Genomic DNA, 25,072 nt, shown 5'->3' with positions numbered 1-25,072 from the left:
GATATGAGCAAAGCAACCCCAAGTTTATCTTCCCACTATGATGTCATTGTCATCGGCAGTGGTCCGGGAGGAGAGGGTGCCGCCATGGGGCTGAGTAAAGCGGGCCTGAATGTCGCTATTGTCGAGAGAGAAAACGCCGTCGGCGGTGGCTGTACCCACTGGGGAACTATCCCGTCAAAAGCACTCCGCCATACTGTCAGCCGTATCATCGAGTTCAACCAAAGCCCTATCTATACCCACAATAACAGCCGTATTCACAGTACTTTTTCCACCATTCTCAGCCATGCCGAGTCAGTTATTGGCAAACAGACGAGAATGCGTCAGGGCTTTTATGACAGAAACCAGTGCACCATTTTGCGTGGCTCTGCGAGTTTTGTCGGCGAGCATGAAATCGCAGTAAAACAAGCGGATGGCACCACGGAGACTTATACGGCAGATAAGTTTGTTATCGCCACGGGTTCAAGACCTTATCAACCTGCTGATATCGACTTCTCTCACTCACGTATTTATGACAGTGACTCTATTTTATCGCTGGCCCACGACCCACGCCATGTCATCATCTATGGTGCGGGTGTTATCGGTAGCGAATACGCGTCGATTTTCCGTGGCCTTGGTGTGAAAGTAGACCTGATTAATACCCGTGACAGACTACTCTCGTTCCTCGACAACGAGATGTCAGACTCTCTGTCTTACCACTTCTGGAATAACGGTGTGCTTATCCGTAATGACGAAACCTACGACAGAGTCGAAGGCACGAAAGACGGCGTTGTGTTGCACTTGAAATCGGGCAAGAAGATGAAAGCCGACTGCCTGCTTTATGCCAATGGCCGTACCGGCAACACGGATACGCTGAATCTGGATTTGGTGGGTCTTGAAGTGGATTCACGTGGCCAGCTCAAGGTCAACGACAGTTATCAGACAGGCGTCGAGCACATCTATGCCGTAGGTGATGTGATTGGTTATCCGAGCCTTGCCAGCGCAGCCTATGATCAGGGGCGTATTGTGGCGCAAGCAATCAACAAAGGCCAAGCATCAGCAAGGCTGATTGACCATATCCCGACGGGTATTTATACGATTCCTGAAATCAGCTCAGTGGGTAAGACAGAGCAAGAGCTGACGGCAGCCAAAGTGCCTTATGAAGTCGGACGCGCCCAGTTCAAGCATCTTGCCCGCGCGCAAATCGCTGGTACAGATGTTGGCAGCCTTAAGATATTGTTCCATCGAGAGACCCGCGAAATCCTCGGCATTCACTGCTTTGGTGAGCGTGCGGCAGAAATCATTCACATCGGACAGGCTATCTTCGAACAAAAAGGTGCAGGCAATACTATTGATTACTTCATCAATACTACCTTCAACTACCCAACGATGGCTGAAGCCTATCGGGTAGCTGCGCTAAATGGCTTGAACCGCCTGTTCTGAAAGACACACTAGAACGTAAAAAGGAGCCGAAAGGCTCCTTTTTTCTTGATGATCAGCAAAGTTACTAGCTTTCCAACCGGATAATGTCTTTCCATGGCAGAGCCATATCACCCATGACAATAAAGTTGGGATTTTCGAGAGAGTCACGCTCGTTGTAGGACAAAGGTGACATCGTCATATCGAGTATCCTTCCGCCCGACTCTTCCACAATACATTGCGTTGCGGCTGTATCCCACTCTCCGGTCGGCCCCAGCCTAAGGTAACAATCGACAGCACCTTCAGCCACCAAGCATGATTTCAGCGCGGCGGAGCCAAGAGGAACTAAATCATAGTGACGGCTTGGTTCGAGTCGCTCGGTGATCCTGTTGATGTCCTGACGGCGACTGATTGCCACCGAGAGCGAGCCCATAACGTCTTCATGCTTGTGAACAGAAAGACGGTGTTTGGTACCGTCGGGCATCTCTTTCCAGGCGCCATGCCCTTTGAAGGCATAGTAAACAACGTCAGAAATCGGCACATACACCACCCCCATGATTGGCTGATTATTTTCAACCAACGCAATAATAGTGGCAAAATCGCCACTGCGGGCAATAAATTCCTGCGTGCCATCAAGAGGGTCCACCAGCCAGTAACGTTCCCACTCTCCGCGTTTCTCGAGAGGAACTTCGGCATCTTCTTCTGATAAGACGGGAATATCGGGTGTCAGTGCTTCTAGACGCTGAGTCAAAAGTTTATGCGCAGCGATATCTGCACTGGTGACGGGGGTATCATCGGTCTTAATGTTTTGTTCGTAATTACCTTCCTGATAGATCTTAAGAATCAGTTGACCTGACTCTCTTGCGATCTCCACGACGGAAGGCATTAGCTGTGACAGCTCCATGACTACTCCTGTGAAAGCTGTTTCAATGCCAGTAACAATGCTGTGATGCTACGGGCTTCCCCAAAATCTAAATGTGTTAGCAATTCTTCAGCCTGACTGAGAGGCCAGCGAACAAGTTCCAGAGGCTCAGGTTCATCGCCTTCAAGCTTCTCAGGATATAAGCCTTTCGCCAGCAGCAGGGTCATCTTGCTTGAAAAGTACGATGGTGCAAGCACGACCTCTTTCAATGGCGTCATGACTTCAGCACCAAAGCCGATTTCTTCTTTTAACTCTCGATTTGCCGCTTCCAATACCGACTCACCGGGATCAATCAGCCCCTTAGGAAAGCCTAGTTCATAACTCTCGGTTCCGGCGGCATATTCACGGACCAAGAGAAGATCATTTTCTTCGGTGACGGGCACGACCATGACCGCATTGCGGCCACTGGGCTTCATTCTTTCGTAGGTTCGCTCTACACCGTTACTAAAGCGCAATTCCAGCGATTCAATTTTGAACAAACGGGAGCTGGCAACAACACGGGAATCAAGAATTTCTGGCCCTTTATTTTTCTTTACCATAACAACATTCCGACCTTAGCCATTGAAGTTGAGCTTATACCTGCCATTACTGTCTGGACGGCCCAGAAAACCCAACTGTGAGCGAAGCTGAGGCGGAAACTCGCTACCGGGTGCCAACCAGCCATTCACCTTGTATCGCTGGTTTGGCGAAAGCTCAAGAGAAAACTCTGATGTCAGTGCTGATGATTTACTGTCACCTTTGGCTGCGATACTACCGTCAACACAAGACAACTGCGCCGCAACATCACCCGCTTTGATATCTCCCATTGGGGAGCTTACATTACCATTTACCCAGTTTAGAGAGCCGTCTAGCTCTGCACACCACGGAGAGGCAAACTGGTAGTCTTTCACCAATAGATTTAATGACCCTGACGCGGAGACAGGCACAGGAATTGGCGCATTTTTCATCACCGCTTCTGCAGGCGCCGAGACGAAAAGATTGCTGGCATAGGGGCCACTCAAGCTATACCCCACTCGCCCTTTTCCATCAATTCCGTCTATACCACCTCTAAGAGCAATGGAGACGTCCGCTTTACCTGTAAAAAGTCGCAGCAGATTAGCATCCCAGCTTAGCGTTCCTAATGACCTGTTTTTCCAGGTTACGTTTTTGGCACTGCCCTTCCAAAGCGAACCCTCGACACCTGTAACAACAATCCCCGTCGATGCAGGAAGATAATTCACTGCCAATCTGGCGGGAAGATGTGCTATCACGCTAACAATAAATACCACAATAAGCAGTAAAGAAAGCAAGATCTTTGGCTTCATGTCACTTTTGCCCCAACTGCAAGCGTTTTACCTCAACCTGTCCCTGAGTATTGGTTTTTCCCAGCTCAAGTGCAGTCACATTGACACCGTATTTTGCTGACAGGTAGTCAATCCAGTTCACCAAGGTATTAAATGGCATGGGCTTAAGCCACACCTGAAGTTCATCTTTACTTGGTTGGAACCGAATGAGCTCAAGATTAAATTGCTTTACGCTACTGGTCACGACACGGGTAAGGGGTTGATTACGGTTTGCTGGGCCACCGCCAGTGATTTTGCGAAGGCTCTCGATTTCTGCGGCTTTGGTTTCAGCAAACGTCAGCAGACTCTTTTCAGCTTTCAAACGGCTTTCTGCACGAGCATGACGTTCTTGCAAAGGCTGGACAATGCCCCAATACAAAATTCCGATAAAAAAGAACACTGAAGCAATGAGTAGCATTCGCTGCTCACGCTGTGAAAGGTTTTGCCAATACGTGACGATACCGTTCATCCGTCTTTTCTCCTCAGTACAAAGGAACCTGTTACGCCACCTGACGAATCACGCTTTAATTGTCCGGCTGAATTAGACTGGTATACCTCAGAGAACAGGCCGCCCAGTTTATCGAAGTCACCAAAATCTTTTCCTCGCATGTTCACTCTGAGCTCTTTACGCTTTCCATCGTACTTCAATGATTCAAGCTGCATGGTTCGAACTTTCGATAACATCGGTGTCAGCTCTGCCAGCCACTGCAGAACACTGCCCGAACTATTGCTGCTCCCCGACAGTCGATTCACTTCGTCATTCAACAAGCGACGGAAGTAACTTTCTGTGGGTATACGTTTGATCTGAGGCAAGACAGAGCGAAGGCGATCTTCACGTTGAACCCGATAGGCCGCAGCCTGCGACTCCATTTGCATGATTGACGCAAATTGCTCGCCCGCCAAAACAGCCGCAAGCAATCCAGCAGCAACGGCTGCTGAGCGCCAAGGTTTCAGATACTTCAGAACTTGGCTTTGCTGTTTGTAAGGCCCGGATAAGAGGTTTACCCCAGACCGATGCGCTTCTTGCGCCAGTGTCAGCATCACAAGCTCGTCTGATTCGATGCGCCAGTTACCGATGACGTCATCTGCAGGGTATGGGCTATAGCTCGCCATATCAGGGAGCGTCGCTTCTTCATCTTCGCTATCGAGTGGCTGGTTTGTTAACCAAAGTGGTAACCAGTCCCAGTCGAGTGTTGCGCCATTAAAGCCACCTGCTCTTACAAGCCATTGTTGCTGAAGATTAGCAACACTGATGGCATCGTCCGTCACCGGGAGAGCCATGTAATCGGGTAGCATCCGACGAGCAGTCATGCCAACGTCTTTCAGACGGTTCAACCAAGACTCCATCTGATGATGAGAAACAACAGCCACCTTGGCTTTGTCGCCTTTCTTTTCGAGCAAAGAGAAATGCAGGTGATCAACGTCCTGCGTCAAATCATCCTCAATCAGAAAAGGCAGAACCGTTTCTAACTGCCGTTCGCTGCCTTTAGGAATAGTGACATCAACCAAAGATATCGCAGCGCCATCAACCAGTGCGACAATATCTCTGTCTTTACTGTAACTTTTTATCTGGGCAAGACTGTCCGCTTCGCCAGATGCAATGACATCTTGCAACGTCGGTGACCATACCAGCCATGGTATCGGCGAGCTGTTATCGCTGCTCAGCCTTATCGTCAGAATTTCGCTCACTTACCCCTCCGAACCGGCGACGCACAACCGTATATTCGCCATTATTATCGTCTCGCTTCAACAGTGCTCTAAATCTTAGTCTGGCACTGTCGATAGTCACTGTGCTATCCAGCTCAAAAAATTTGCTGCGCACGTCTATGAATTCTCGCAGAGCCTGCTTTTTGCCTTCTTCCATATTGGCAAAAACAGGCTCTGCCCAAAAGGCTTCGATGTCTCGCCAACCTCCCACGGGATCACGCTGGCTTATCAGGGTTTTCGCCTGATCAACAGAAATTTGAGGATGAAGCATTGCTGCCAGTATGGGAGCATCCTCTTCGGTCAAGGTGTTTACATTTAAGGTAGCTCGGTCCGATGGTAAGGCACAAAGAAAATGCCCTACTTTTCGCATGATATCTTTGGTCACTCCGTAAACAGCACGCCACTCGGTACTGTCTCCCAGCATGCCATTAGGTGTCACATAGCCGGGCGTCCGCGATTCGTATTCGCTGTCTTCCACACCCAACGCCGACTGTTGCTCGGTGTCGGTGTCGATAAATTCCCAGGTCGACGCCGCTATTGTCTCTGCATCCGAACTATCAATCTCTTGCGAGACCAAAAGCTGCTGCAACGCTGATACAAGATGTGGCGTGGTGCTATTCTCTGTGGCTCTAACTGCCACGAATGCATTGAGGTTAAAGCACGCTTGCCTGTCGAACAGGCTGCCTTTTACCGTGGCTCCCTCAAGAGGATATGTTCTGTCTTTTACTGCCCAATCTTGGGCCAAAGTCACCGCGCTTCATCAGGGATCACTTGTTTGAGCAAGGTTTTAGCCATCAGCTCAACGCCTTGATTGTACCAAAATGCCTGCTCGTAGCGGAGTTGGCTCTCGATACGGTTGAAGTTAACAAACAGTCGGCCCGACATACTGACAGCAATAGACGTCATCAACGCGACGATAAACAGCACAACCAAAAGCGCGACACCACGCTGCGCCCTCATCACCGGACTTGCTCCTGTTCATTATTCTCAAAGGCCAAGCTCTGGGCTGGCAACTGGTAAACCCGCTCAATATCACCGTATCGATCAAGTGTCAGTTTGAGCCTTAGGGCCTGAGGCATGACTTCGGGTGTATCCCAGATGGGCGTCCATTCGCCCTCGTTGAATACTTCAAATGACAGTTTTGATACGCCGTCCATCACCATCATAACAGCAGGCTCAGTGGATGGGCTGTCATCAGGATACATCCAACGTACGCGCTCCAATTTGTTGTCTTTTAACCGATAACCTACTTTCACTACCTCGCCGCGAGGAAACAAGCTTTGGGGGTTAATCCAACCTCCGCGCACGAAGCGAACACCCTGCTCTTCAGAATCATTCAAGCCGTCAGACATCTCTATGAGCAGCTCACCACTCTCCTCACCGCTATTTCGATAACGTCTGGCAAGTATCTGCCGAAAGTCACTGTCCAAAATCACTCGCGCACGCTGAAGCTGTTTGAGCTGCTCACCCACTTGCTGACTTTGCTCGTTACTGAACAGCACATTCTTCAGTACCTGATTGGCGGTTATCGATAAGGCAGCAAAAATCGCCAGTGCCAAAATCACTTCCAGCAGAGTAAAACCGGACTGTTGACGACTGACGCTATCTCGCTGGTACATAGGTTCTCACTGAAACAATACTGTTGTTTCTGGACTCAGAGGTGGAGACAAAGAGATCAATCGCGCGGAGTTGGTTGGCTGCCGTCGCTGTGGGTTTGATTGTCCAATACCAGGTTCGCCCCGCCATCTCTGTCTTTCCTTTTTTCTCAGTTCGGGGAGGCGACTTTTGCAACATCATCAGAGTGAGCTGATTATCGGCGACCATGGATGCCAACGCTTTTTCTTCTAGGTAACCAAGAGAATTAATCTGCTCGGTAGCAGACTTAAGCACCGCAACACCTGCCAGTGCAAAAATCGCCATAGCAACCAATACCTCAATCAGGGTGAAGCCTTTTGTTTTCACTCAGACTCCTCACCTGCGGGTTTGATGTCAAAGACGGCAAGCTCATTGCCCTCCACCTGCCACAACGCTTCGTCTTTCTCGTAAAACGTCATTCTGAACGGGATGATTTCACCATTACCCATCAGGATAATTTGTGGCGGGTCGAGCTTTTCTTTCTCTTCTTCATCTTCGAACAAGGTGTCGTCAAATAGGCTTTCACGACTGAAAAGACGGTCATCCTGATCCGTAAATCCAGTGACTTCCAGCTCCACTTCTACGTCCTCAGGAAGTTCAATATCTTTACTGTACCTCCCCTCTTCAACACGCACCCAGTCATCGGAGCTCAGTTTCATCAGGTGGTAGCTTTTGTCTTCAACACGCACACCCAATGTTTCAGAGGACAACATGGCCTCTTCCGACCAAAGTTGCATCAACCTAAAAAAGCGCTGAGACTCCTCTTTCACCGTGTCTTTATTGTTCGATGAAATATTTGGCACCACCACGGCGGCACTTAGCCCTAATACGACGAGTACCAAAAGTATTTCCAGTAAGGTGAATCCACCGTGGCGTCGCGACAACATAAATTACTTATCGCCGTGCATATTCCAATTACCGATATCCTGATTGATACCTTCGCCACCTTCCTGGCCGTCAGCACCAAAGCTGAAGATATCAATTTTGCCGTGCTCACCCGGGTTCAGGTATTGGTAGTCATTACCCCACGGATCTTTCGACAAACGTTTGATGTAGCCATCTTCTTTATAGTTTCGTGGCTCAGGGGAGCCGCTCGGTTTTGACACCAGTGCAGCAAGGCCCTGATCAGTCGATGGATAGACATTGTTATCCAAGCGGTACATATCAAGATTACTTTCGAAAGAACTGATATCAGAGATAACTTTTTGCTTATCGGCCTGATCTTTACTGCCAATTAGGTTGGGTACAACCAAGCTTGCCAATACACCCAAAATAACGATGACAATCATGATTTCTAGCAGGGTAAAACCCTGTTGACGACGTTGCATGAAAATGCCCCTTTTAAAATAGATAAATTCAAATGAAATTAAGCACCAACAAGGCTATTGAGCGCAATGATTGGCATCAGGGTTGCGATCACAATAAACAAAACAACTCCTGCCATCAGCACGATCAGCATCGGCGAAAAGATGGCAAGGGCAATGTTTACCTGTGCTTCAAAGTCACGATCCTGATTGTCAGATGCACGGGTCAGCATAGGTTCAAGCTCACCGCTTCTCTCACCACTGGCTATCATATGGAGCATCATTGGCGGAAAAAGTTTCGTTTTCTCAAGTGATATGCGAAGACTCGCACCCTCTCTAACCCGCTCTGAGGCTTCAAGCACCTGACTTTTCACCCAGGTATTGGTCATCACATCGGAAGCCACTTTCATCCCTTCGAGCAGCGGGATAGCACTAGAAGTACAAATAGCCAAAGTACGGGCAAATCGAGAGGTATTGAGCCCTCGGGCAACACGACCAATAACGGGTAGGCCTAAAATGCTCCGATCCCAGCCAAGTCGCCGTTTCTCGCTGCGAAGAGCCAGCTTAGTGAACATAAAGACTGCAATCGTGACCAGTAATACTAACCACCCCCACGCCGTCACAAAGTCACTCATTGCAAGCAAGACTTGCGTGACTTTGGGAAGCTCTTGGCCTGTTTGCGTAAAATTTCCGACAATTTCCGGGACGACAGAGGCAAGAAGAAACGCAACAATACCAATAGAAACTACGATGAGGACGATGGGGTATACCATCGCCTGAATCAACTTATTGCGTATTTGCTCACGGTTTTCAACATAATCAGCCAGCCTCTCAAGCACTGGTCCTAAGTGACCAGACTTCTCACCAGCAGCCACCATAGCGCGGAAGAGTTGATCGAAGATGTGCGGATAATCTGCAAGGCTGTCAGAGAGCGTGTACCCTTCAACAACTTTTGAGCGTACCGCTGTCATCATATTTTTCAGACGCGGCTTTTCGCTTTGCTCCGCTACGGCTTTCAGGCACTCTTCCAGTGGCATCGCAGCCTGAACGAGAGTCGCTAGTTGCCGGGTGATTAAAGACAGTTCAGTGGTGCTGATCCCTCTTGCAAACGAAAACGCCTGTTTGCTCTTTTGCTGTTCTTTTTCCTGAGTTGCAGCGATATCGACAGGGATAAGGCTTTTTTCTCGCAGAATTTGTCGTGCCTGACGGGCATTGTCAGCTTCCAGAACGCCCTTGGTTGTTTTACCTCGAACATCCAGTGCCTTGTATTCAAATGCGGCCACTACCCCTCCCTGGTCACATTGAGGACTTCCTCAAGCGTGGTAATGCCTCGTCGTGCCTTACTCAATCCATCATCCCGGATGCTTGGTGTTGTCTTCCTGATATGTTTTTCGATTGCCAACTCACCTTCCTCGCTGTGGATGAGCTCTCTCACATCGGAGTCAATGATCAGCAATTCATGAATACCTGTTCTCCCGCGGTAACCTTTCTGGTTACAACGCTTACAGCCAACAGCATGGTACAGAGTCAGCGTTTCGGACTCGTCCATCCCGAACCATTTCTTCTGCTGGCTATCAGCTTCATAAGGTTCTCTACAGTCTTGGCAAAGCGTACGTACCAATCGCTGAGCTAACACACCCAGTAGTGATGAGGAAACAAGGAAAGGCTCAATGCCCATGTCGCGCAGACGCGTAACCGCACCAATAGCGGTATTGGTGTGCAAGGTTGATAACACGAGGTGGCCAGTCAATGACGCTTCTACCGCGATCTGCGCCGTTTCGGAATCACGAATCTCACCGACCATGACGACATCCGGGTCTTGACGCAAAATAGCTCGGAGGCCACGGGCAAAGGTCATATCAACTTTGGTGTTCACCTGTGTCTGGCCAATGCCGTCGATATCAAATTCAATGGGATCTTCGACAGTGAGAATGTTTCGCTCTTCTCCGTTCAAGCTTTGCAAACCCGCATAAAGCGTTGTCGACTTACCCGAACCCGTAGGGCCGGTGACCAGAATAATGCCGTGCGGGCTTTTCACGATAGACTCAAACGCATCGTGAATCGACTTGGTCATCCCGAGGCTTTCTAAATCCAGCTGGGTCGCGTTTTTATCGAGCAGACGGAGCACAACTCTCTCGCCATGTGACGAAGGCATGGTGGATACACGAACGTCGACTGCGCGTCCACCCAAGCGCAATGAGATACGACCATCTTGCGGAACACGCTTCTCCGCGATATCCAACTTCGCCATTACTTTGATACGCGAAACAAGTAGCGGTGCCAGTTTTCGCGCAGGGCTCAACACTTCACGAAGTACACCATCGATGCGGAAGCGTATCGACAATTTCTTCTCGAAGGTTTCAATATGAATATCTGAGGCCGTTTCTTTAATTGCCTCTCCCAGCATCGCATTGATCAGCTTGATGATCGGGGCGTCGTCTTCAGAGTCGAGCAAATCTTCGTTTTGCGGCAACTCTTCTGCGAGAGCGAAAAAGTCGTCATCTGAACCCAGATCTTCCATCAGTTGCTGCGCTTCTGACGAATCACGCTGGTAAAGTTTCTGAAGCTTGGTTTCAAACTCGCTATCAATAAGACCAATCGGTGAAAACGGCAGCGCCAAAAAACGCCTAACTTCGACCAACACCGCGGGCTGGGGTTTACCTCGGTAATAGAGTAACCAGCCTTGCTCAGTATGTTCCACCAAAACGCCATGCCGTTTTGCAAAGCTAAACGGCAGCCGCGTTACGTAGGGTAGCGCAGGCTTATCAATCACCTGCTCCGGAGAAATTTCAGCCAGTTGTGTATCCATGGACACTACCTCAGCTCATCCAAGATCGCTCTGATTTCTGCAGGCAACGTCCTGTTGCTACCGAAAGAAGGTAACACAGGTGTTTTCTCTCCTGGCATCAGACTGATATCGTCTTGCGCTCTTAAAATTTGTTCAGCACGGATGTAGTTGTACTTACGCTGTGTAATACCATCGGCACTCAGGCCATCACGAAGAATTGTTGGTTTGATAAACAACATCAGGTTGCGTTTTTCCCGGGTAGATTTGGTCGATTTGAACAGATGGCCGAGAAGCGGAATATCACCTAGCAGCGGCACTTTTTGCTCACTTTCCGCCGTACGCTCATCAATCAAACCGCTGAGTACAAGCATCTCACCGTCGTTCGCCTGAACAGATGTTGTCAACTGGCGCTTACCAAAACGGATGTCCACCGCGCCACTGGCGCCAATGACATTCGAAATTTCCTGGTTGATTTTGAGCTGAATGGAATTACCTTCGTTGATTTGAGGCGTAATGGTCAGTTTGATACCGACATCTTTACGCTCAACAGTCTGGAATGGGTTGTCATTGTTCGAGCCCGTCTGAGACCCGGTGATAACAGGGACTTCCTCACCGACGATGAATGACGCTTCTTCGTTATCCAGCACGGTAAGGTTCGGTGACGACAAAATGTTTGATTCGTTATCAGAAGCCACAGCAGTGACGAGCGCGTTCCAATCACCAAACGTCGCCGCGGTAACAAGGCCATTAATACCACCCAACAACTTAGCCAAAGCACTTCTGTCGCCGTCTTCGGTGATGGTCACGAGCTTACCATCGACGACCTGGCTTTTCGTGACAGGCTCTGCTGCTTCTTTCGCGCCAATGAAGTTCGTGACTGTCGCACCCGTATTACCGAACTGAATGCCGCCGCCCTCGAGCGAGCCCCACTGTACGCCAAGATTCACACCATTGTTGTCAGATATTTCAACAATCATGGCTTCGATAAGGACTTGTGCCCGACGAATATCAAGCTGAGAAATTACGTTTTCTAGAGCACGGAGAATGTCTGGCGGCGCGGTGATAACCAGTGCGTTAGTGCCCTTGTGCGATGAGATCTTCACTTCCGATTTTTGTACAGGGGCCTTCGCGCCACCTTGCTTTTCAGCAACCAAGTTTTCGGAAACACCTTGCAAGACCTCTACAATGTCTTCGGCTTTGGCATATCGAAGATAAATTACGCGGTTGTTACCGATCGTGGCCATTTCTCTATCGAGCTGCGAAATCAGCTTTTTAGAGCGCGCACGTACTTTCGGTTCACCGGAAATCAGTACCGAGTTGGTTCGCTCATCAGCAACATATTGGGGCTGCAAAAGTGGTGGTGTGCTCTTTTCGTTACCGCTTTTCTTGAGGCTGTCGAGGATACGCACCATTTCTGATGCCGATGCGTGTTTGAGAGGAACAACTTCAACTTCTTTGTTACCCGCTCTGTCTACGACTTCGATTATTCGAGCGAGACGATTAACCACAGCTGCACGGCCCGTGATCATCATAACGTTGGCTGCTTCATAGTGAACAACATTACCTGCACCCGCATTATCAATCAGCTGGCGCAGAAGCGGGGACAATTCACGTACCGAAACATTTTTAACGGCAACAATACGCGTGACGACCTCATCGCCCGAGTAAGAAGCATCGGTTGCAACAGGCACAGCTGATTGCTTGGCATCTTTGTCTCTGACAACTTTCAGCAATCCACTTTCCATTTCGACAACAGCAAAACCATAGGTTTCTAGAACACTGAGAAAGAATCCGTAGTATTGCTCGTCATTGAAGGTATCAAAACTGCGCACGTTGATTTTCCCACGTACTGCGGGGTCAACAATGATCGTTTTTTCAAGATTGCGTCCGACAATCTCAATGAACTCTTGTATGTCTGTACCTTTGAAGCTTGCAGAGAATTCTCCTGCCCATGCCGTGGTACTTTGGAAAGCTAACGCACCTGCAAGAAGCAAGGCACTTGGTTTCATCCAGTTATTCACTCTTCTCTCCAACTTTCCAGTGAATTATAAGCTGATGTAGACAACATGCTGTTGGCCATCTCTTAACACCGTAATACTGATTTCTGAACTGTCTGCGAGACTTTGCCAAATTTGTCCGACTTCAGCCGGATTTCGCAGGTCATTGCCATTAATCTCGGTAGCAATGTCCCCCTCCTCCAAACCGGAGGAATCAAAAAGTCGCCTGTCGCTGCCCGGCCCCACTCGATAGCCTAAAAGGCCCGTCTCATCCTGTGCTTGAGAGAGCGAGATATGTTTTAGCAGCGCTTGTGGATTGCTCAAAATTTCGGCGCGTATAGAAGATACATCGACCTCGCTGCGGGAAGCTGAAGTCGCTTTTGAACTCTGTCGTGAAGGAGCAGTTCTCGCAGCCGTTCTCTGGGATCTTGAGGCTTGTTTATCATCAACGCCATCCAAGAACAGAAGTTCATCACGACCGTTATTTCTAATTATTACCCTGTCAGGAAAAACACGGCGAAGCGTTGCTCTGGTCCCCTGAATTGCTTCACCAATGCCATACACAGCCTGGGCGCCACGATTAGCGATGATCGCCAAACCAGATGCTTCTTCGCTACTCGAAGACACACCGACAAGCTTCAGGTTTAATTTCGTTTTTGGTGCGTTTGTATTGACCGGTTTGACGACGGGCTTGGACGCTTGCTGGCTGTAACGACCAAACAAGTTCTGCTCCAAAATGTCACGCAGGCGGTAACTTTCATCGGCGGGTTGAACATTCACGGATACAGAGGCAGGCGCAGCGACAAAGGCCTCAGACTGGGGTTGCCAGAATTGCCAAACAATTCGACCGAGGATCCATGCGAAAACAATCAACAGGATCAAGGTAACAAGCGAAGCAAGTTTCTTTACTGCTTTTTCGTTTACTTTGTTGTCAACTTCCGAGAAGAAGTTGCTACCTTTTGCAGCCAACATCTTTATGCATCCGAATTAATTCTTGAGTCAGGACCAATATATTATTGCTTCAACACATTACGGGATAATGCTTTGTGCATTCAAGGTACCAAAGAATACTGTTTTTTCGACCTGAGTAATTTATCACTTTTAACATATCACTCACACTTTACGGTTAGTTTTTGCCTGTCACTCTGCAAACTGGTCTTGAAAGGTGCCCACCTCGACCACATATCGACACCGTCAGTGTGATGCTGATCAAAAACTAATCTTATGGTAAGTTTACTCCTTGGTTGGAAATGGGTTTGGAAAAATTGCGTACAAGGCAACACGAAAGTGAAAATGACAAGCAAGTAAGGCTTGATAAATGGCTATGGGCAGCCCGTTTTTACAAGACGCGTTCATTGGCGAAAAACATGATTGACGGTGGCAAAGTTCACTACAACGGACAACGCTCGAAAGCAAGCAAGTTTGTAGAAGTTGGCGCTGAGATAAAAATTCGACAGGGCCATGAAGAGAAAGCAATCATCGTTGACGCACTTAGTGAACAGCGGCGTGGCGCACCTGAAGCGCAACTTTTGTATACCGAAACCACAGAGAGCGTTCAAAAGCGCGAGCAAAACAGTCTTGCGCGTAAGCTACACGCTCACAACCCGAGCCCAGATCGTCGGCCTGACAAAAAACAGCGCCGAGATATCATTAAATTCAGACAAACTAACGATTAACGTTGGAGAGCACGTTTCTATGAGCCAAGACACCTTGCACCGCTATGTATTTGATGGCGTGTCGGTTCGCGGAGAGCTGGTACAGCTTTCTGATACTTTTCAGAAGATGGTTGAGACAAAACAATACCCAGAACCTATCAAACATCTACTGGGTCAAATGCTGGCAGCAACCAGCCTGCTGACCGCTACCCTAAAATTTGAGGGTAATATTGCTGTGCAGATACAAGGCGATGGTCCATTGTCTTTGGCTGTCGTCAACGGCACACACGAACAGATACTGCGTGGTACTGCGCGTTGGAAAGAAGAGATCGAATTACCCAACACGCTCAAAGAACTGGTAGGTAAAGGCCAAATCATCATTACGATTGAGCCAAATGAGGGTGAGCGCTATCAGGGAATTGTCGGTTTAGAGGGTGAAACCCTAGAAGCGTGTATTGAAGACTATTTTGCGCGCTCTGAGCAGCTCCAGACACGTTTGTGGCTTCGCAGTGGCGTAGAGAGTGGCGAAGAAAAAGCAGCAGGTATGCTTTTGCAAGTGATGCCTGATGGGCAAGGTGAAGAGGGTGATTTTGATCACCTGACTCAACTGACTGAAACCGTCAAAAATGAAGAGTTATTCAAACTTGAGGCAGAAGACGTACTGTATCGCCTATATCACCAAGAGAAAGTGAAATTGTATGCGCCGCAACAGGTACAATTTCGTTGCAGTTGTTCGCGCGAACGAAGTGCATCAGCAATCGCTGCTATTGAGCGTAAAGAAGTGGAGAAAATGGTCGCTGAAATGGGCGTAGTGAGTCTTCACTGTGACTACTGCGGCACAGACTATAACTTTGATAGTATTGATATTGCAGCAATTTTTGATCAAACCTCTTCCGCGCCAGATCAACTTCATTGATTTTTCGCGAAAATAATTAACTCAGCGCAAATACGTCACAAGCCGCCTAAAAAGGCGGCTTTTTTTGTGCTTAAACGCACAATTTTAACGACGATAAATAGGAATTTTGGATAGATAATTTCGTTTAATAAATAACCGTTTATGGGTAGCGAAGACAGGCAGCATGACGTTACTATATGGGCGCGGGCGGCTAGAAGGGATGGTTGTCTCGATTCGCAGCTTGTAAACATTAATTGCTCTTTTTGGGCCTGTCACACCCTACACTGTAATTTGGCCTAAAGTTTTAGCAAGGACGATAAAATATAACATCTTACCCAAGGAGCACCTATGACCGTTTCGAACGTCGAACACAAGGTTGCAGAACAGATTGATCTGTCACGCCACGGTCTTAATGAGGTTAAAGAAATCATTCGTAACCCTTCGTACGAACAACTCTTTACCGAAGAAACAAACTCAAGCCTCGAAGGCTATGAAAAAGGCGTAGTAACTGAGCTCGGTGCGGTTGCCGTTGATACAGGCATCTTTACCGGACGTTCTCCAAAGGACAAATATATTGTCCGTGACGATACAACCAGAGATACACTTTGGTGGTCCGATCAAGGTATCAACGATAATAAACCCATTTCCAAAGAGATCTGGGATGACCTAAAAAGTCAGGTTTGCGAACAACTTTCCAATAAACGTGTTTTTGTTGTCGATGGGTATTGTGGTGCAAACCCAGATACCCGCCTGTGTATCCGAGTGATCACAGAGGTTGCTTGGCAGGCTCACTTTGTGAAGAACATGTTTATCAGGCCAACAGAAGAAGAATTAGCAACGTTTGAACCTGATTTCGTGGTAATCAACGGTGCAAAATGTGTAAACAAAAACTGGCAAGAGCAGGGACTGAATTCAGAAAACTTTACTGTCTTCAACCTGACCGAGAGAATGCAGCTTATCGGCGGCACATGGTACGGCGGTGAAATGAAGAAAGGGATGTTCGCAATGATGAACTATTTCCTTCCTCTCAAAGGTATAGCTTCAATGCACTGCTCTGCCAACGTCGGTGAAAAAGGCGATGTTGCGGTATTTTTCGGCCTGTCTGGTACGGGAAAAACAACACTCTCTACCGACCCGAAACGTGAACTCATTGGTGATGATGAGCATGGCTGGGACGATGACGGCATCTTCAACTTTGAGGGCGGTTGTTACGCGAAAACCATCAACCTCTCCAAAGAAGCTGAGCCTGATATCTACAACGCGATTCGCCGCGATGCCCTGCTGGAGAATGTATCAGTAAGAGATGATGGTTCGATTGATTTCGACGACGGTTCGAAAACCGAAAATACCCGTGTCTCATACCCTCTCTATCACATCGATAATATCGTCAAACCCGTTTCAAAAGGCGGTCACGCCAACAAAGTTATCTTCCTGTCTGCTGATGCCTTCGGCGTACTACCACCTGTTTCTAAGCTCACACCAGAACAGACCAAGTATCACTTCCTGTCTGGCTTTACAGCAAAATTGGCAGGTACTGAGCGCGGGATCACCGAGCCGACACCGACTTTCTCGGCATGTTTCGGTAACGCTTTCCTGACACTTCACCCAACGCAATATGCAGAAGTGCTGGTGAAACGTATGGAAGATGCAAACGCTGAGGCCTATCTGGTAAACACGGGCTGGAACGGTTCAGGTAAGCGAATTTCTATCAAAGATACTCGTGGCATTATCGACGCAATTTTGGACGGCTCAATTGACGAAGCTGAAACGAAAGATATTCCAATCTTTAATTTGTCAGTTCCGACGTCGCTGCCCGGTGTAAATCCAGATATTCTGGACCCGAGAGACACTTACGAAAACAGTGCCGACTGGGAACAAAAAGCAACGGACTTAGCAGCCCGCTTCATTAAAAACTTCGACAAGTACACAGATACTGCCGAAGGTGAAGCCTTGGTCAAAGCTGGACCGCAACTTTAAGTTTTCTGCAACTTTGATGAAAGCCCCGCACTGTCGGGGCTTTTATTTTATTAACCTCTTCACGTGCGCCCCCTATCAAGGTTGAATAGCGAACTTTTTTGCGCCAACCTGAACTCATCATGGACGAAATATCTTCATTCTTCGCGGAGAAAACTGAGTGGCGATTCGCTTTTTTTTGAAATTCATAACCATTTTGGTGGTTATTGCTTTGTTATTGGCGGGCTCGGTATTAGCCATTCTTCATACCCAGGCAGGTCTGCCAATGTTTCAGCTCTATCTGACGTGGCTGACCCCGTATCGTCTCGAAGCGAAAGAGATGGGCTATTCGATGCAAAAGCCATGGACGGTGACGCTTTCTGATTTAGAAGTTCGGAACAAATCAGAGCCGCTGGTCGATGCCAAGTTTCTCTCAGCCACACTCGACCCCAGCTCTCTCATTACAGGTCCGCTTGAGTTAAAAAACCTGACGGTCAGTGGCACAACCATTGAAAAGACCTTACCAGTAACCTTCCCTGAAGGGCTCAAAATCGGTGTTTTTGCCATTGAAAACCTCACTTATCGCAGCGATACACTTTCTCTGACTGATGCAAAAGTACAAGCCAGTGACTGGCATGTTGACGGTAATGGTCGACCGGATGTACTTGGTAGTTTTCAGTTGGAAGCGCCCAAAGCCGTCTGGCACAAACAAACCGTTTCCGATTTATTGGTCAACAGCTATCGGGAAGATAGAGACTGGTATATCGACGGTCTTTCCTTTGAGCTCGAAAATGCATCGATTTCGAGCCGCGCCGTTTGGACACCAGACGACACACTCACCATCAGCCAACTGACCGTCAATAATGGCAGGCTTCAGTCAGAGAAAAATACCCAAGCATTACTCAACAACATTCAAGACTTTGCCAAAGCGCACCGCATTCAAGTTGAACGTCTCGACATCCTTGACCTCAGCGCAGATCTCACTGATTGGGGGTTGGAGCACATCAACCTTTCCGCACATAACTTTGCGTATGAAAACGGTCAGGTTGACTGGCTACCCGACGCGGGTACCAAGGTTTCGTTCAACGCCGCATTGATGCGAACAGGTGATTATGTGATGGCAGATGCGATTGTCGATCTCACAATCAGCCCGGATAAGGTGAAAATTTCAGGCCTGTCCGCCCGTTTCCAAGATGGATTTGTCCGCCTCTCTGGGCAAGCATCCACTGACGCTCTGTCTCTGGACAACCTGCTGATAAGTGGTGTTAACCTGACTTTCGAGCCCGAAGAAGCTGCACGCCTCCAAACTTGGTGGAATGCGCTTAATTCAGTCAAAGTGGGTCAGCTGACCCTCAAACACATGGGGCTGGCCGTTTACGATGATAACTTCCCTGTGTTTATTGAAGCGGTGAACGCGAGAGGCTCCGATCTCACTCTCAAGCACAACGGGCAGACCCAAATGTGGCAAGGAGAGCTCACTGCAGACGCTGCACTAGCTAACATCAACCGTATTGCACTGATGACACCGTTTTTCAAAATGCGTTCAACAGAAGGGCTCTGGCAGCTTGATCGTGCAACATTGTCATTTAAAGACGGACAGGGTACTGCAGAAGGCGAAATTGACCTCAAAAGTCCGAGCCAGAAGTGGCAGTTTAAAGCCGAGGGCTTGGGTATTCCGACCAATATTTATCAACGTTGGGCGGGGCTGGATTTACCTCTGAGCGGACAGCACGATCTCTCGCTGTCACTCTCAGCCTCGCGACAGACTGGACGAGCTTCAGTTTCAGTCTCGACGGCACAGTCGATGCCGATCTTCATGATAGCGCACTAGAGGTAACCGATAATGGTTCGCTTGAGCAGTCGTTGCAAGCCCTGTTAACAGATGAGAACGCCGATGTACCTGCCACGCCAATGGCGATTTCAGTGACTCCTGTTAAGCTGGTTGCTGACAGAGGCAGGATCAGCATGAAGTCAGTAACGGTCTCGACCAATACACCGGGCAATTATCGCGTGAGAGGGAAGTGGGACTTAGTCAGTCAGGAAGGGGGCGTGCGGGTCAGCGACGCCCCAGTTAAAGCGGCATCAGGAAACTAATTCTTCCTGTTCATTCTCTTCAATTGAATCGGTACTTTTGTTGTTAGGCACCAGCACAAAAGTACCGGTAAATGTCCCGACCGGGGTTTCATCACTCAAGATAGTCACTTCGAGTTTCACCCTCGCCTTGCGGCCGGATGCCAGACGGTCCAGATCGCCACTGAGACTGTCGAGTGATACCACTGCACGCGGTTTATCCGTCACTGGTGCTTGATAGCGGATATGGCTGTCAGCGAGCACGATATCAGCCTCAAGGCGACGCTCTTTCATCAACAGCCACACCATTCCCCAGCCTGTCAGGGTCGCCATACTGAAAATACTGCCGGCGAACATACTCTGATGCGGATTAAGGTTAGCATTGAGCAGCGCAGTCACTTCAAATCGATACCCTGTGAATTGCCCAATACGGATGCCCATTTTGTCACTGATGGGAATTTGGCTTTCCCAGCGCTCTTGCAGCTCAGCACACCACTCCGGGCGGCGAACAACATCTGACAGGGGGTCTAGGGTCTTCAACATCTGTTGGTGACGCACAGGACCTCGCTCTTCGCTCAACTCCCCCTGACTGCAAAAGCCGTGTTGGTTGTAAAAACCGATCGCATCCTCTCGCGCATTACAAACTAAACGCTGAGCGCCTTCCTGTTTAGCCAGTGATTCGAGTGCCATCAACAACAATGCACCAAGACCGCGGCTCCTGAATTCAGGCGCAACCGCCATGAAACGGATTTGGCCGTCGTTCTCAGGCGTCAGATACAAGCGACCGACAGCAACAGGCTCGCCCTTGCTGTCAACAATCATTCGGTGACAAGCACTGACATCGTAAGCATCACGTTCAGAGCCCGGAGCTGACGCCACGGCTCTCGCAACATCTTCCAGCGAAACTGGTAGTAATCAGACAGCTGTTGTTCACTCGTTGGTGTTAACAGTCGGAACATAATTGTCACTCTCCTGGTGTCATTAATCCTTTAAACCTGAAGCCAGAATGTCACCGGGCCATCATTGGTCAGGCTGACTTTCATGTCGGCTGCAAAGCGCCCTGTTTCCGTGCGTACCCCCGCTTCACGGCAGTGGCTATTGAACACCTCATACAGACGATTCGCCTCATCCGGTGCCGCACCGGAAAAGCTCGGGCGCATCCCTTTTTTGGTGTCTGCAGCAAGGGTAAACTGAGAAACAACAAGCACATCTCCCCGCGCCTGCTTCACATTCAGGTTCATTTTTCCATTTTCATCTTCAAATACCCGATATCCGAGCACTTTTTCATGGAGTCGGTGTGCTTTTTTATCGTCATCACCTTTTTCAACGCCAAGCAATATCAACAAACCCTTGTCGATAGCACCTATCGTTTCACCATCGACAACAACGCGCGCGTCACTTACCCGCTGTATCAGCGCAATCATTCACTTTCACTCCTGCATTCAGTTCAGTGATTTTTTCGGATGAGGCTGTTGCGCCACTGTCGTCTGATGAACCGCCTTTCTTTCGCGAAGGCAGCCATGATTTGGCTTCTCCCAACGCGGCGGTCATTTCTGCGCCAAGCAATACGATGCACCAGCTGATGTAAACCCAAAAGAACAAAATAGGGATCACGGCTAATGCACCATAGATAAGCTGATAAGACGGAAAATTCGCCAGATATAATGCGAAACCTTTCTTACTCAACTCAAACAACACACTGCCCGTCATCGCACCAATCAATGCATGCTTTAGCCTGACTTCCCGGTTAGGACGAGTGTATAAAGCCCAAGGAACGCCAGCGTGGTAAGCAAAAACGGCAGTAACCTGAGCAGGCTCGGTACCAGCTGGTCGGCCACCCCATTTTCAAACACCACCAGCGATGTGATGTAAGAACTGACCGCAATGCTGGTACCTACTAGAATCGGGCCTAGAGTAAGGACCATCCAGTAGATAGAAAACGATACCACAAGTGGCCGTTTTTGTTTCACTCGCCATATATAATTCAGACTCTTATCAATCGCAGAGATCAACATCAAGGCAACGACAAACAAAAATGCAACACCAATAGCGGTCATTTTCCCGGCATTAGCGACAAACTCATTGAGGTATTTCTCAAGCGTTTCCCCTGAGGCAGGAACGAAGTTTTGCAGCACAAACCTCTGCACTGATTCAGCCACACCATCAAAACCGGGAAACGCAGAAAATGCAGATAACACGACGGTAAGCAGTGGAACCAGTGATAACAGAGTGACATAGGCCATATAACCTGCACTGACAGTCAACCTGTCATGGCTGAGACGCAGGCGTAAATGATGGCCAAAGGCCAGTGCTATTTTCAGCCAATTATGTAACGCTTCTCGATGTTGTTTCACGACGCCTATCATAAGTTCATAAACCGAAAAACTATCATACACCAAAACGCCAAGGAGATTACTGTGCGCAAATTAGCCATTGGCTGATGTTATTGGCCCTTGCTGGCTGCCAGTCGGCTATTATTCAACCCTCGAAAAAGTGGGGATCCACAAACGCGATATTATGGCAGAGAGGGTAGAAAATGCTTCAGCCGCGCAGCAGGATGCGCAGGAAACCTTTACCGATGCATTGAGCTCATTCAGTGCATTGACACAGTTTGATGGTGGTGAGCTTGAGCAAGTTTACAAGACCCTGAATGACAAGTATGAAGCAAGTGAAGATGCCGCAGAGCAAGTGCGCAGCAGAATTCAGTCTGTTGAGGACGTATCAGACGCGCTGTTTACTGAGTGGGAAGAAGAATTAGACTTGTACTCCAGCCCACGTCTGCGTCGTGACAGTCAGGCGAAGTTGCTCAAAACCCGTCGCAGCTACCAGCAAATGGTGAGTGCGATGAGAAAAGCAGAGAATAAGATGGCGCCAGTGCTGGATACACTCAGAGACAATACCCTGTATCTGAAACATAACTTGAACGCAGCGGCGATTGGCTCGTTGAAACAGGAGTTTTCTGGCTTAAAGCAAGATATTTCTGTGGCCATAAAAGACATGAAATCAGCCATTGCAGAGTCAGAACGTTTCCTTGCGACGCTCAAGCAATGAGTCGCAGTTAGGATAAAATCGCAGCTTTAAGCCAATGTGAGGATGAGACATCAACTAGTTTGTTGGCTGTTGAAACGCTTGTTTCGCAGCCAGGAGCGGAGAGATGGGGTTGGTGTCATGGCTACTTTTAGGCCTGTTGGCGGGGGTTATTGCCCGGTTACTGTTCAAACGCGAAAGACATGGCGGTCTTTTTGTCACTGCATTGTTGGGCATTGGTGGGGCAACCGCCATTTGCTGGGTTGCATCACTACTGGGCTTTATTAGCCCCAAAGAAGTCACGTTTATCGGCGTCGCGCTGGCCTCTGCAGGCGCAAGCATTCCTCTTGCCATTTATGCGCGACATTTTAGCTAGTGCTCTGTCACGCTCTTTCAATCACATCATGTCGCAGACACAAAAAAAGCCTCCTAAGCGGAGGCTTTTCTATCTGACGTTTCTCACTGAAATAATCGGAGATTATTTTGCGCCACGGCTTGCACGCTTACGATCCGTCTCAGTCAGCAGTTTCTTACGAATACGGATGCTTTCCGGCGTCACTTCTACCAGCTCATCGTCATCGATAAACTCAAGTGCCTGCTCCAGCGTGTATTTGATTGCTGGCGTCAGTACCTGCGCTTCATCAGTACCCGATGCACGAACGTTGGTCAGCTGCTTACCTTTCAGGCAGTTTACTGTCAAATCGTTAGAGCGGTTGTGAATACCGATAACCTGACCTTCATAGACTTCGTCCGCATGCTCAGAGAACAGACGGCCACGCTCCTGAAGATTAAACAGTGCGTAGGTCAGGGCTTTACCTGTTGCGTTCGAAATCAGAACACCGTTGTTACGCTGACCGATAGTACCGCCTTTGTGCGGGCCATAGTGGTCAAAGCTGTGGTACATCAGGCCAGAGCCTGAAGTCAGTGTCAGGAATTCAGTCTGGAAACCAATCAGACCACGTGATGGCATCATGAAGTCCATACGAACACGGCCTTTGCCGTCTGGTGACATGTCAGTCAGCTCACCTTTGCGCAGACCGATGTTTTCCATGATACCGCCCTGATGCTCTTCAAGAACGTCAATGGTGACAGTCTCAAACGGTTCCATCTTCTGGCCGTCTTCTTCTTTGATGATAACTTCAGGACGCGATACAGCCAGCTCGAAGCCTTCACGACGCATGTTTTCAATCAGAATAGACAGGTGAAGCTCACCACGACCAGATACGCGGAACTTGTCTGGGTCATCGGTTTCTTCAACGCGCAGGGCAACGTTGTGAACCAATTCTTTTTGCAGACGCTCAAGGATGTTACGCGAGGTCACGTATTTACCTTCTTTACCTGCAAACGGTGACGTGTTTACCTGGAAGGTCATGGTCACGGTTGGCTCATCAACGCTCAGTGGTTCCAGCGCTTCAACATTGTTGATGTCACAGATGGTGTCAGAGATTTTAAGCTCACCAAGACCGGTGATTGCGATGATGTCACCCGCTGTCGCTTCGTCCACTTCGTGGCGCTCAAGACCCAAGTAGCCCAGTACTGTGCCCACTTTACCGTTACGTGTTTTGCCGTCAGCGCCAATGATGCTGACTTGCTGGTTAGGCTTAACAGAACCACGCGTCACACGGCCTACACCGATAACGCCGACGTAAGAGCTGTAATCAAGCTGAGAGATCTGCATTTGCAGAGAGCCTTCAACATCAACAGAAGGGGCTGCAACGTTATCAACGATCGCTTGGAACAGGGCTTCCATATCTTCGCCTGTCTCACCTTCTTCCAGCGTTGCCCAGCCATTCAGTGCTGATGCGTAAACCACTTGGAAATCCAGCTGCTCGTCAGTCGCGCCGAGGTTATCAAACAGGTCAAAGACCTGATCCATCACCCAGTCAGGACGCGCACCCGGGCGGTCAATTTTGTTGATAACAACGATTGGCTTTAGACCGTGAGCAAACGCTTTTTGTGTGACGAAGCGAGTCTGAGGCATTGGGCCATCTACAGCGTCAACGATCAGCAGAACCGAATCAACCATCGACATGATACGCTCAACCTCACCACCGAAGTCGGCGTGTCCCGGAGTATCTACGATGTTGATACGGTAGTCGTTCCAGTTAATTGCCGTGTTCTTTGCCAGAATCGTAATGCCACGCTCTTTCTCGATATCATTCGAGTCCATGACACGTTCTTCAAGTTCACCACGGCTTTCCAAGGTGCCAGACTGCTGAAGCAGCTTATCGACCAGGGTAGTTTTACCGTGATCAACGTGCGCGATAATCGCGATATTTCTCAGTTTATCTATCTGTAACGTAGACATGGGTACTCTTTCACTCAAAAAAGTCGTGCTGCTGGCCAGCCGAATACCATTATTCGGATGCCCACCGCCACTTGATTAAAAAAACGGCCGTAAT

The 25,072-nt window shown here is 48.8% G+C and carries 24 protein-coding genes and 3 pseudogenes; 8 read left to right on the top strand and 19 right to left on the bottom strand.

Going from position 1 to position 25,072, the window contains the following annotated elements:
* The first annotated feature begins 3 nt into the window (after window positions 1-3).
* Window positions 4-1,419, top strand: coding sequence for a Si-specific NAD(P)(+) transhydrogenase (gene sthA / locus CS022_RS14520; RefSeq protein WP_129122893.1), 1,416 nt, complete (start codon window positions 4-6; stop codon window positions 1,417-1,419).
* Between the two features lie 64 nt (window positions 1,420-1,483).
* Here sthA and cysQ read toward each other — a convergent pair whose 3' ends face one another.
* The 15 genes from cysQ to gspC are packed head-to-tail and all read right to left on the bottom strand — an operon-like array spanning window position 1,484 to window position 14,042.
* Window positions 1,484-2,299, bottom strand: coding sequence for a 3'(2'),5'-bisphosphate nucleotidase CysQ (cysQ, locus tag CS022_RS14515; protein ID WP_129122892.1), 816 nt, complete (start codon window positions 2,297-2,299; stop codon window positions 1,484-1,486).
* A gap of 2 nt (window positions 2,300-2,301) precedes the next feature.
* On the bottom strand, window positions 2,302-2,856 hold the full coding sequence (nudE, locus tag CS022_RS14510; RefSeq protein ID WP_129122891.1) for an ADP compounds hydrolase NudE: 555 nt from the start codon (window positions 2,854-2,856) through the stop codon (window positions 2,302-2,304).
* Window positions 2,857-2,871: 15 nt separating this feature from the next.
* Window positions 2,872-3,621 carry a type II secretion system protein N gene (locus tag CS022_RS14505; protein ID WP_129122890.1) on the bottom strand — a complete coding sequence of 250 codons (750 nt, stop codon included), beginning with the start codon at window positions 3,619-3,621 and terminating at the stop codon, window positions 2,872-2,874.
* Between the two features lies 1 nt (window position 3,622).
* Complete coding sequence (locus CS022_RS14500) at window positions 3,623-4,108, bottom strand: type II secretion system protein M (RefSeq protein ID WP_129122889.1); 486 nt, start codon at window positions 4,106-4,108, stop codon at window positions 3,623-3,625.
* Window positions 4,105-5,328, bottom strand: a complete 1,224-nt coding sequence (gspL, locus tag CS022_RS14495; RefSeq protein ID WP_129122888.1) for a type II secretion system protein GspL — start codon at window positions 5,326-5,328, stop codon at window positions 4,105-4,107. The genes CS022_RS14500 and gspL overlap by 4 nt, the downstream gene beginning before the upstream one ends.
* A complete protein-coding gene (gene gspK, locus CS022_RS14490) occupies window positions 5,291-6,097 on the bottom strand; it encodes a type II secretion system minor pseudopilin GspK (protein WP_235869517.1) in 807 nt (268 codons plus the stop codon). The genes gspL and gspK overlap by 38 nt, the downstream gene beginning before the upstream one ends.
* Window positions 6,094-6,309 carry a hypothetical protein gene (locus CS022_RS26445; RefSeq protein WP_235869516.1) on the bottom strand — a complete coding sequence of 72 codons (216 nt, stop codon included), beginning with the start codon at window positions 6,307-6,309 and terminating at the stop codon, window positions 6,094-6,096. Before CS022_RS26445 ends, gspK begins: the two co-directional genes overlap by 4 nt.
* Window positions 6,306-6,965, bottom strand: coding sequence for a type II secretion system minor pseudopilin GspJ (gene gspJ / locus CS022_RS14485; protein ID WP_129122887.1), 660 nt, complete (start codon window positions 6,963-6,965; stop codon window positions 6,306-6,308). Before gspJ ends, CS022_RS26445 begins: the two co-directional genes overlap by 4 nt.
* Window positions 6,949-7,308 (bottom strand): type II secretion system minor pseudopilin GspI, encoded by a 360-nt coding sequence (gspI, locus tag CS022_RS14480; protein WP_129122886.1) that lies wholly within the window; start codon window positions 7,306-7,308, stop codon window positions 6,949-6,951. Before gspI ends, gspJ begins: the two co-directional genes overlap by 17 nt.
* Window positions 7,305-7,868 carry a type II secretion system minor pseudopilin GspH gene (gspH, locus tag CS022_RS14475; protein ID WP_129122885.1) on the bottom strand — a complete coding sequence of 188 codons (564 nt, stop codon included), beginning with the start codon at window positions 7,866-7,868 and terminating at the stop codon, window positions 7,305-7,307. Before gspH ends, gspI begins: the two co-directional genes overlap by 4 nt.
* Window positions 7,869-7,871: 3 nt before the next feature.
* Window positions 7,872-8,309 carry a type II secretion system major pseudopilin GspG gene (gspG, locus tag CS022_RS14470; protein WP_129122884.1) on the bottom strand — a complete coding sequence of 146 codons (438 nt, stop codon included), beginning with the start codon at window positions 8,307-8,309 and terminating at the stop codon, window positions 7,872-7,874.
* Window positions 8,310-8,347: 38 nt separating this feature from the next.
* Window positions 8,348-9,568, bottom strand: coding sequence for a type II secretion system inner membrane protein GspF (gene gspF, locus CS022_RS14465; RefSeq protein ID WP_129122883.1), 1,221 nt, complete (start codon window positions 9,566-9,568; stop codon window positions 8,348-8,350).
* A complete protein-coding gene (gspE, locus tag CS022_RS14460; RefSeq protein ID WP_129122882.1) occupies window positions 9,568-11,094 on the bottom strand; it encodes a type II secretion system ATPase GspE in 1,527 nt (508 codons plus the stop codon). Before gspE ends, gspF begins: the two co-directional genes overlap by 1 nt.
* A 5-nt stretch (window positions 11,095-11,099) precedes the next feature.
* Complete coding sequence (gene gspD / locus CS022_RS14455; protein WP_408057247.1) at window positions 11,100-13,094, bottom strand: type II secretion system secretin GspD; 1,995 nt, start codon at window positions 13,092-13,094, stop codon at window positions 11,100-11,102.
* Window positions 13,095-13,118: 24 nt separating this feature from the next.
* Window positions 13,119-14,042, bottom strand: a complete 924-nt coding sequence (gspC, locus tag CS022_RS14450; protein ID WP_129122881.1) for a type II secretion system protein GspC — start codon at window positions 14,040-14,042, stop codon at window positions 13,119-13,121.
* A gap of 293 nt (window positions 14,043-14,335) precedes the next feature.
* Here gspC and hslR point away from each other — a divergent pair, with 293 nt between their 5' ends.
* From hslR to CS022_RS14425, 5 genes are all read left to right on the top strand, one after another.
* Window positions 14,336-14,746: a ribosome-associated heat shock protein Hsp15 gene (gene hslR / locus CS022_RS14445; protein WP_235869520.1), complete on the top strand. Its 411-nt coding sequence runs from the start codon at window positions 14,336-14,338 to the stop codon at window positions 14,744-14,746.
* Between the two features lie 19 nt (window positions 14,747-14,765).
* Complete coding sequence (gene hslO, locus CS022_RS14440) at window positions 14,766-15,641, top strand: Hsp33 family molecular chaperone HslO (RefSeq protein WP_129122879.1); 876 nt, start codon at window positions 14,766-14,768, stop codon at window positions 15,639-15,641.
* A 327-nt stretch (window positions 15,642-15,968) separates the two neighbouring features.
* Window positions 15,969-17,597, top strand: a complete 1,629-nt coding sequence (gene pckA, locus CS022_RS14435; protein WP_129122878.1) for a phosphoenolpyruvate carboxykinase (ATP) — start codon at window positions 15,969-15,971, stop codon at window positions 17,595-17,597.
* A 157-nt stretch (window positions 17,598-17,754) separates the two neighbouring features.
* On the top strand, window positions 17,755-19,404 hold the full coding sequence (locus tag CS022_RS14430) for an AsmA family protein (protein ID WP_129122877.1): 1,650 nt from the start codon (window positions 17,755-17,757) through the stop codon (window positions 19,402-19,404).
* A 32-nt stretch (window positions 19,405-19,436) separates the two neighbouring features.
* Window positions 19,437-19,667, top strand: a complete 231-nt coding sequence (locus tag CS022_RS14425) for a hypothetical protein (RefSeq protein WP_129122876.1) — start codon at window positions 19,437-19,439, stop codon at window positions 19,665-19,667.
* Here the strand turns inward: CS022_RS14425 and CS022_RS14420 are convergent.
* The 3 genes and pseudogenes from CS022_RS14420 to CS022_RS14410 all read right to left on the bottom strand — a co-directional run bounded on the left by CS022_RS14420 (window position 19,656) and on the right by CS022_RS14410 (window position 22,009).
* Window positions 19,656-20,602 (bottom strand): annotated as a pseudogene (locus CS022_RS14420) (bifunctional GNAT family N-acetyltransferase/hotdog fold thioesterase). The gene CS022_RS14425 and the pseudogene CS022_RS14420 overlap by 12 nt on opposite strands.
* Window positions 20,603-20,632: 30 nt before the next feature.
* Window positions 20,633-21,067 carry a D-aminoacyl-tRNA deacylase gene (gene dtd / locus CS022_RS14415; protein ID WP_129122875.1) on the bottom strand — a complete coding sequence of 145 codons (435 nt, stop codon included), beginning with the start codon at window positions 21,065-21,067 and terminating at the stop codon, window positions 20,633-20,635.
* Window positions 21,039-22,009 (bottom strand): annotated as a pseudogene (locus CS022_RS14410) (virulence factor BrkB family protein). Before CS022_RS14410 ends, dtd begins: the two are co-directional and overlap by 29 nt.
* A gap of 74 nt (window positions 22,010-22,083) precedes the next feature.
* Between CS022_RS14410 and CS022_RS14405 the strand changes: the two are divergent.
* Together CS022_RS14405 and CS022_RS14400 are read left to right on the top strand one after the other, a co-directional pair.
* Window positions 22,084-22,694 (top strand): annotated as a pseudogene (locus CS022_RS14405) (DUF2959 domain-containing protein).
* 103 nt (window positions 22,695-22,797) lie between these two features.
* Window positions 22,798-23,046: a GlsB/YeaQ/YmgE family stress response membrane protein gene (locus CS022_RS14400; RefSeq protein ID WP_129122874.1), complete on the top strand. Its 249-nt coding sequence runs from the start codon at window positions 22,798-22,800 to the stop codon at window positions 23,044-23,046.
* 102 nt (window positions 23,047-23,148) lie between these two features.
* Here the strand turns inward: CS022_RS14400 and typA are convergent, their stop codons facing one another.
* Window positions 23,149-24,978 carry a translational GTPase TypA gene (typA, locus tag CS022_RS14395; RefSeq protein WP_129122873.1) on the bottom strand — a complete coding sequence of 610 codons (1,830 nt, stop codon included), beginning with the start codon at window positions 24,976-24,978 and terminating at the stop codon, window positions 23,149-23,151.
* Window positions 24,979-25,072 lie beyond the last annotated feature (94 nt).

The sequence above is a fragment of the Veronia nyctiphanis genome, from assembly GCF_004116385.1.
Classification (GTDB): Bacteria; Pseudomonadota; Gammaproteobacteria; order Enterobacterales; family Vibrionaceae; genus Veronia; species Veronia nyctiphanis.
The sequence above is the reverse complement of the archived record's forward strand: the minus strand, read 5'-3'. Positions and strand labels throughout refer to the sequence as shown.

What these genes read in the sequence shown, in the direction of transcription:
- sthA (WP_129122893.1), top strand. Translation starts at nt 4, where the DNA reads ATGAGCAAAGCAACCCCAAGTTTATCTTCCCACTATGATGTCATTGTC.
- cysQ (WP_129122892.1), bottom strand. Translation starts at nt 2,299, where the DNA reads ATGGAGCTGTCACAGCTAATGCCTTCCGTCGTGGAGATCGCAAGAGAG.
- nudE (WP_129122891.1), bottom strand. Translation starts at nt 2,856, where the DNA reads ATGGTAAAGAAAAATAAAGGGCCAGAAATTCTTGATTCCCGTGTTGTT.
- CS022_RS14505 (WP_129122890.1), bottom strand. Translation starts at nt 3,621, where the DNA reads ATGAAGCCAAAGATCTTGCTTTCTTTACTGCTTATTGTGGTATTTATT.
- CS022_RS14500 (WP_129122889.1), bottom strand. Translation starts at nt 4,108, where the DNA reads ATGAACGGTATCGTCACGTATTGGCAAAACCTTTCACAGCGTGAGCAG.
- gspJ (WP_129122887.1), bottom strand. Translation starts at nt 6,965, where the DNA reads ATGTACCAGCGAGATAGCGTCAGTCGTCAACAGTCCGGTTTTACTCTG.
- gspH (WP_129122885.1), bottom strand. Translation starts at nt 7,868, where the DNA reads ATGTTGTCGCGACGCCACGGTGGATTCACCTTACTGGAAATACTTTTG.
- gspG (WP_129122884.1), bottom strand. Translation starts at nt 8,309, where the DNA reads ATGCAACGTCGTCAACAGGGTTTTACCCTGCTAGAAATCATGATTGTC.
- gspE (WP_129122882.1), bottom strand. Translation starts at nt 11,094, where the DNA reads ATGGATACACAACTGGCTGAAATTTCTCCGGAGCAGGTGATTGATAAG.
- gspC (WP_129122881.1), bottom strand. Translation starts at nt 14,042, where the DNA reads ATGTTGGCTGCAAAAGGTAGCAACTTCTTCTCGGAAGTTGACAACAAA.
- hslO (WP_129122879.1), top strand. Translation starts at nt 14,766, where the DNA reads ATGAGCCAAGACACCTTGCACCGCTATGTATTTGATGGCGTGTCGGTT.
- pckA (WP_129122878.1), top strand. Translation starts at nt 15,969, where the DNA reads ATGACCGTTTCGAACGTCGAACACAAGGTTGCAGAACAGATTGATCTG.
- dtd (WP_129122875.1), bottom strand. Translation starts at nt 21,067, where the DNA reads ATGATTGCGCTGATACAGCGGGTAAGTGACGCGCGCGTTGTTGTCGAT.
- CS022_RS14400 (WP_129122874.1), top strand. Translation starts at nt 22,798, where the DNA reads ATGGGGTTGGTGTCATGGCTACTTTTAGGCCTGTTGGCGGGGGTTATT.
- typA (WP_129122873.1), bottom strand. Translation starts at nt 24,978, where the DNA reads ATGTCTACGTTACAGATAGATAAACTGAGAAATATCGCGATTATCGCG.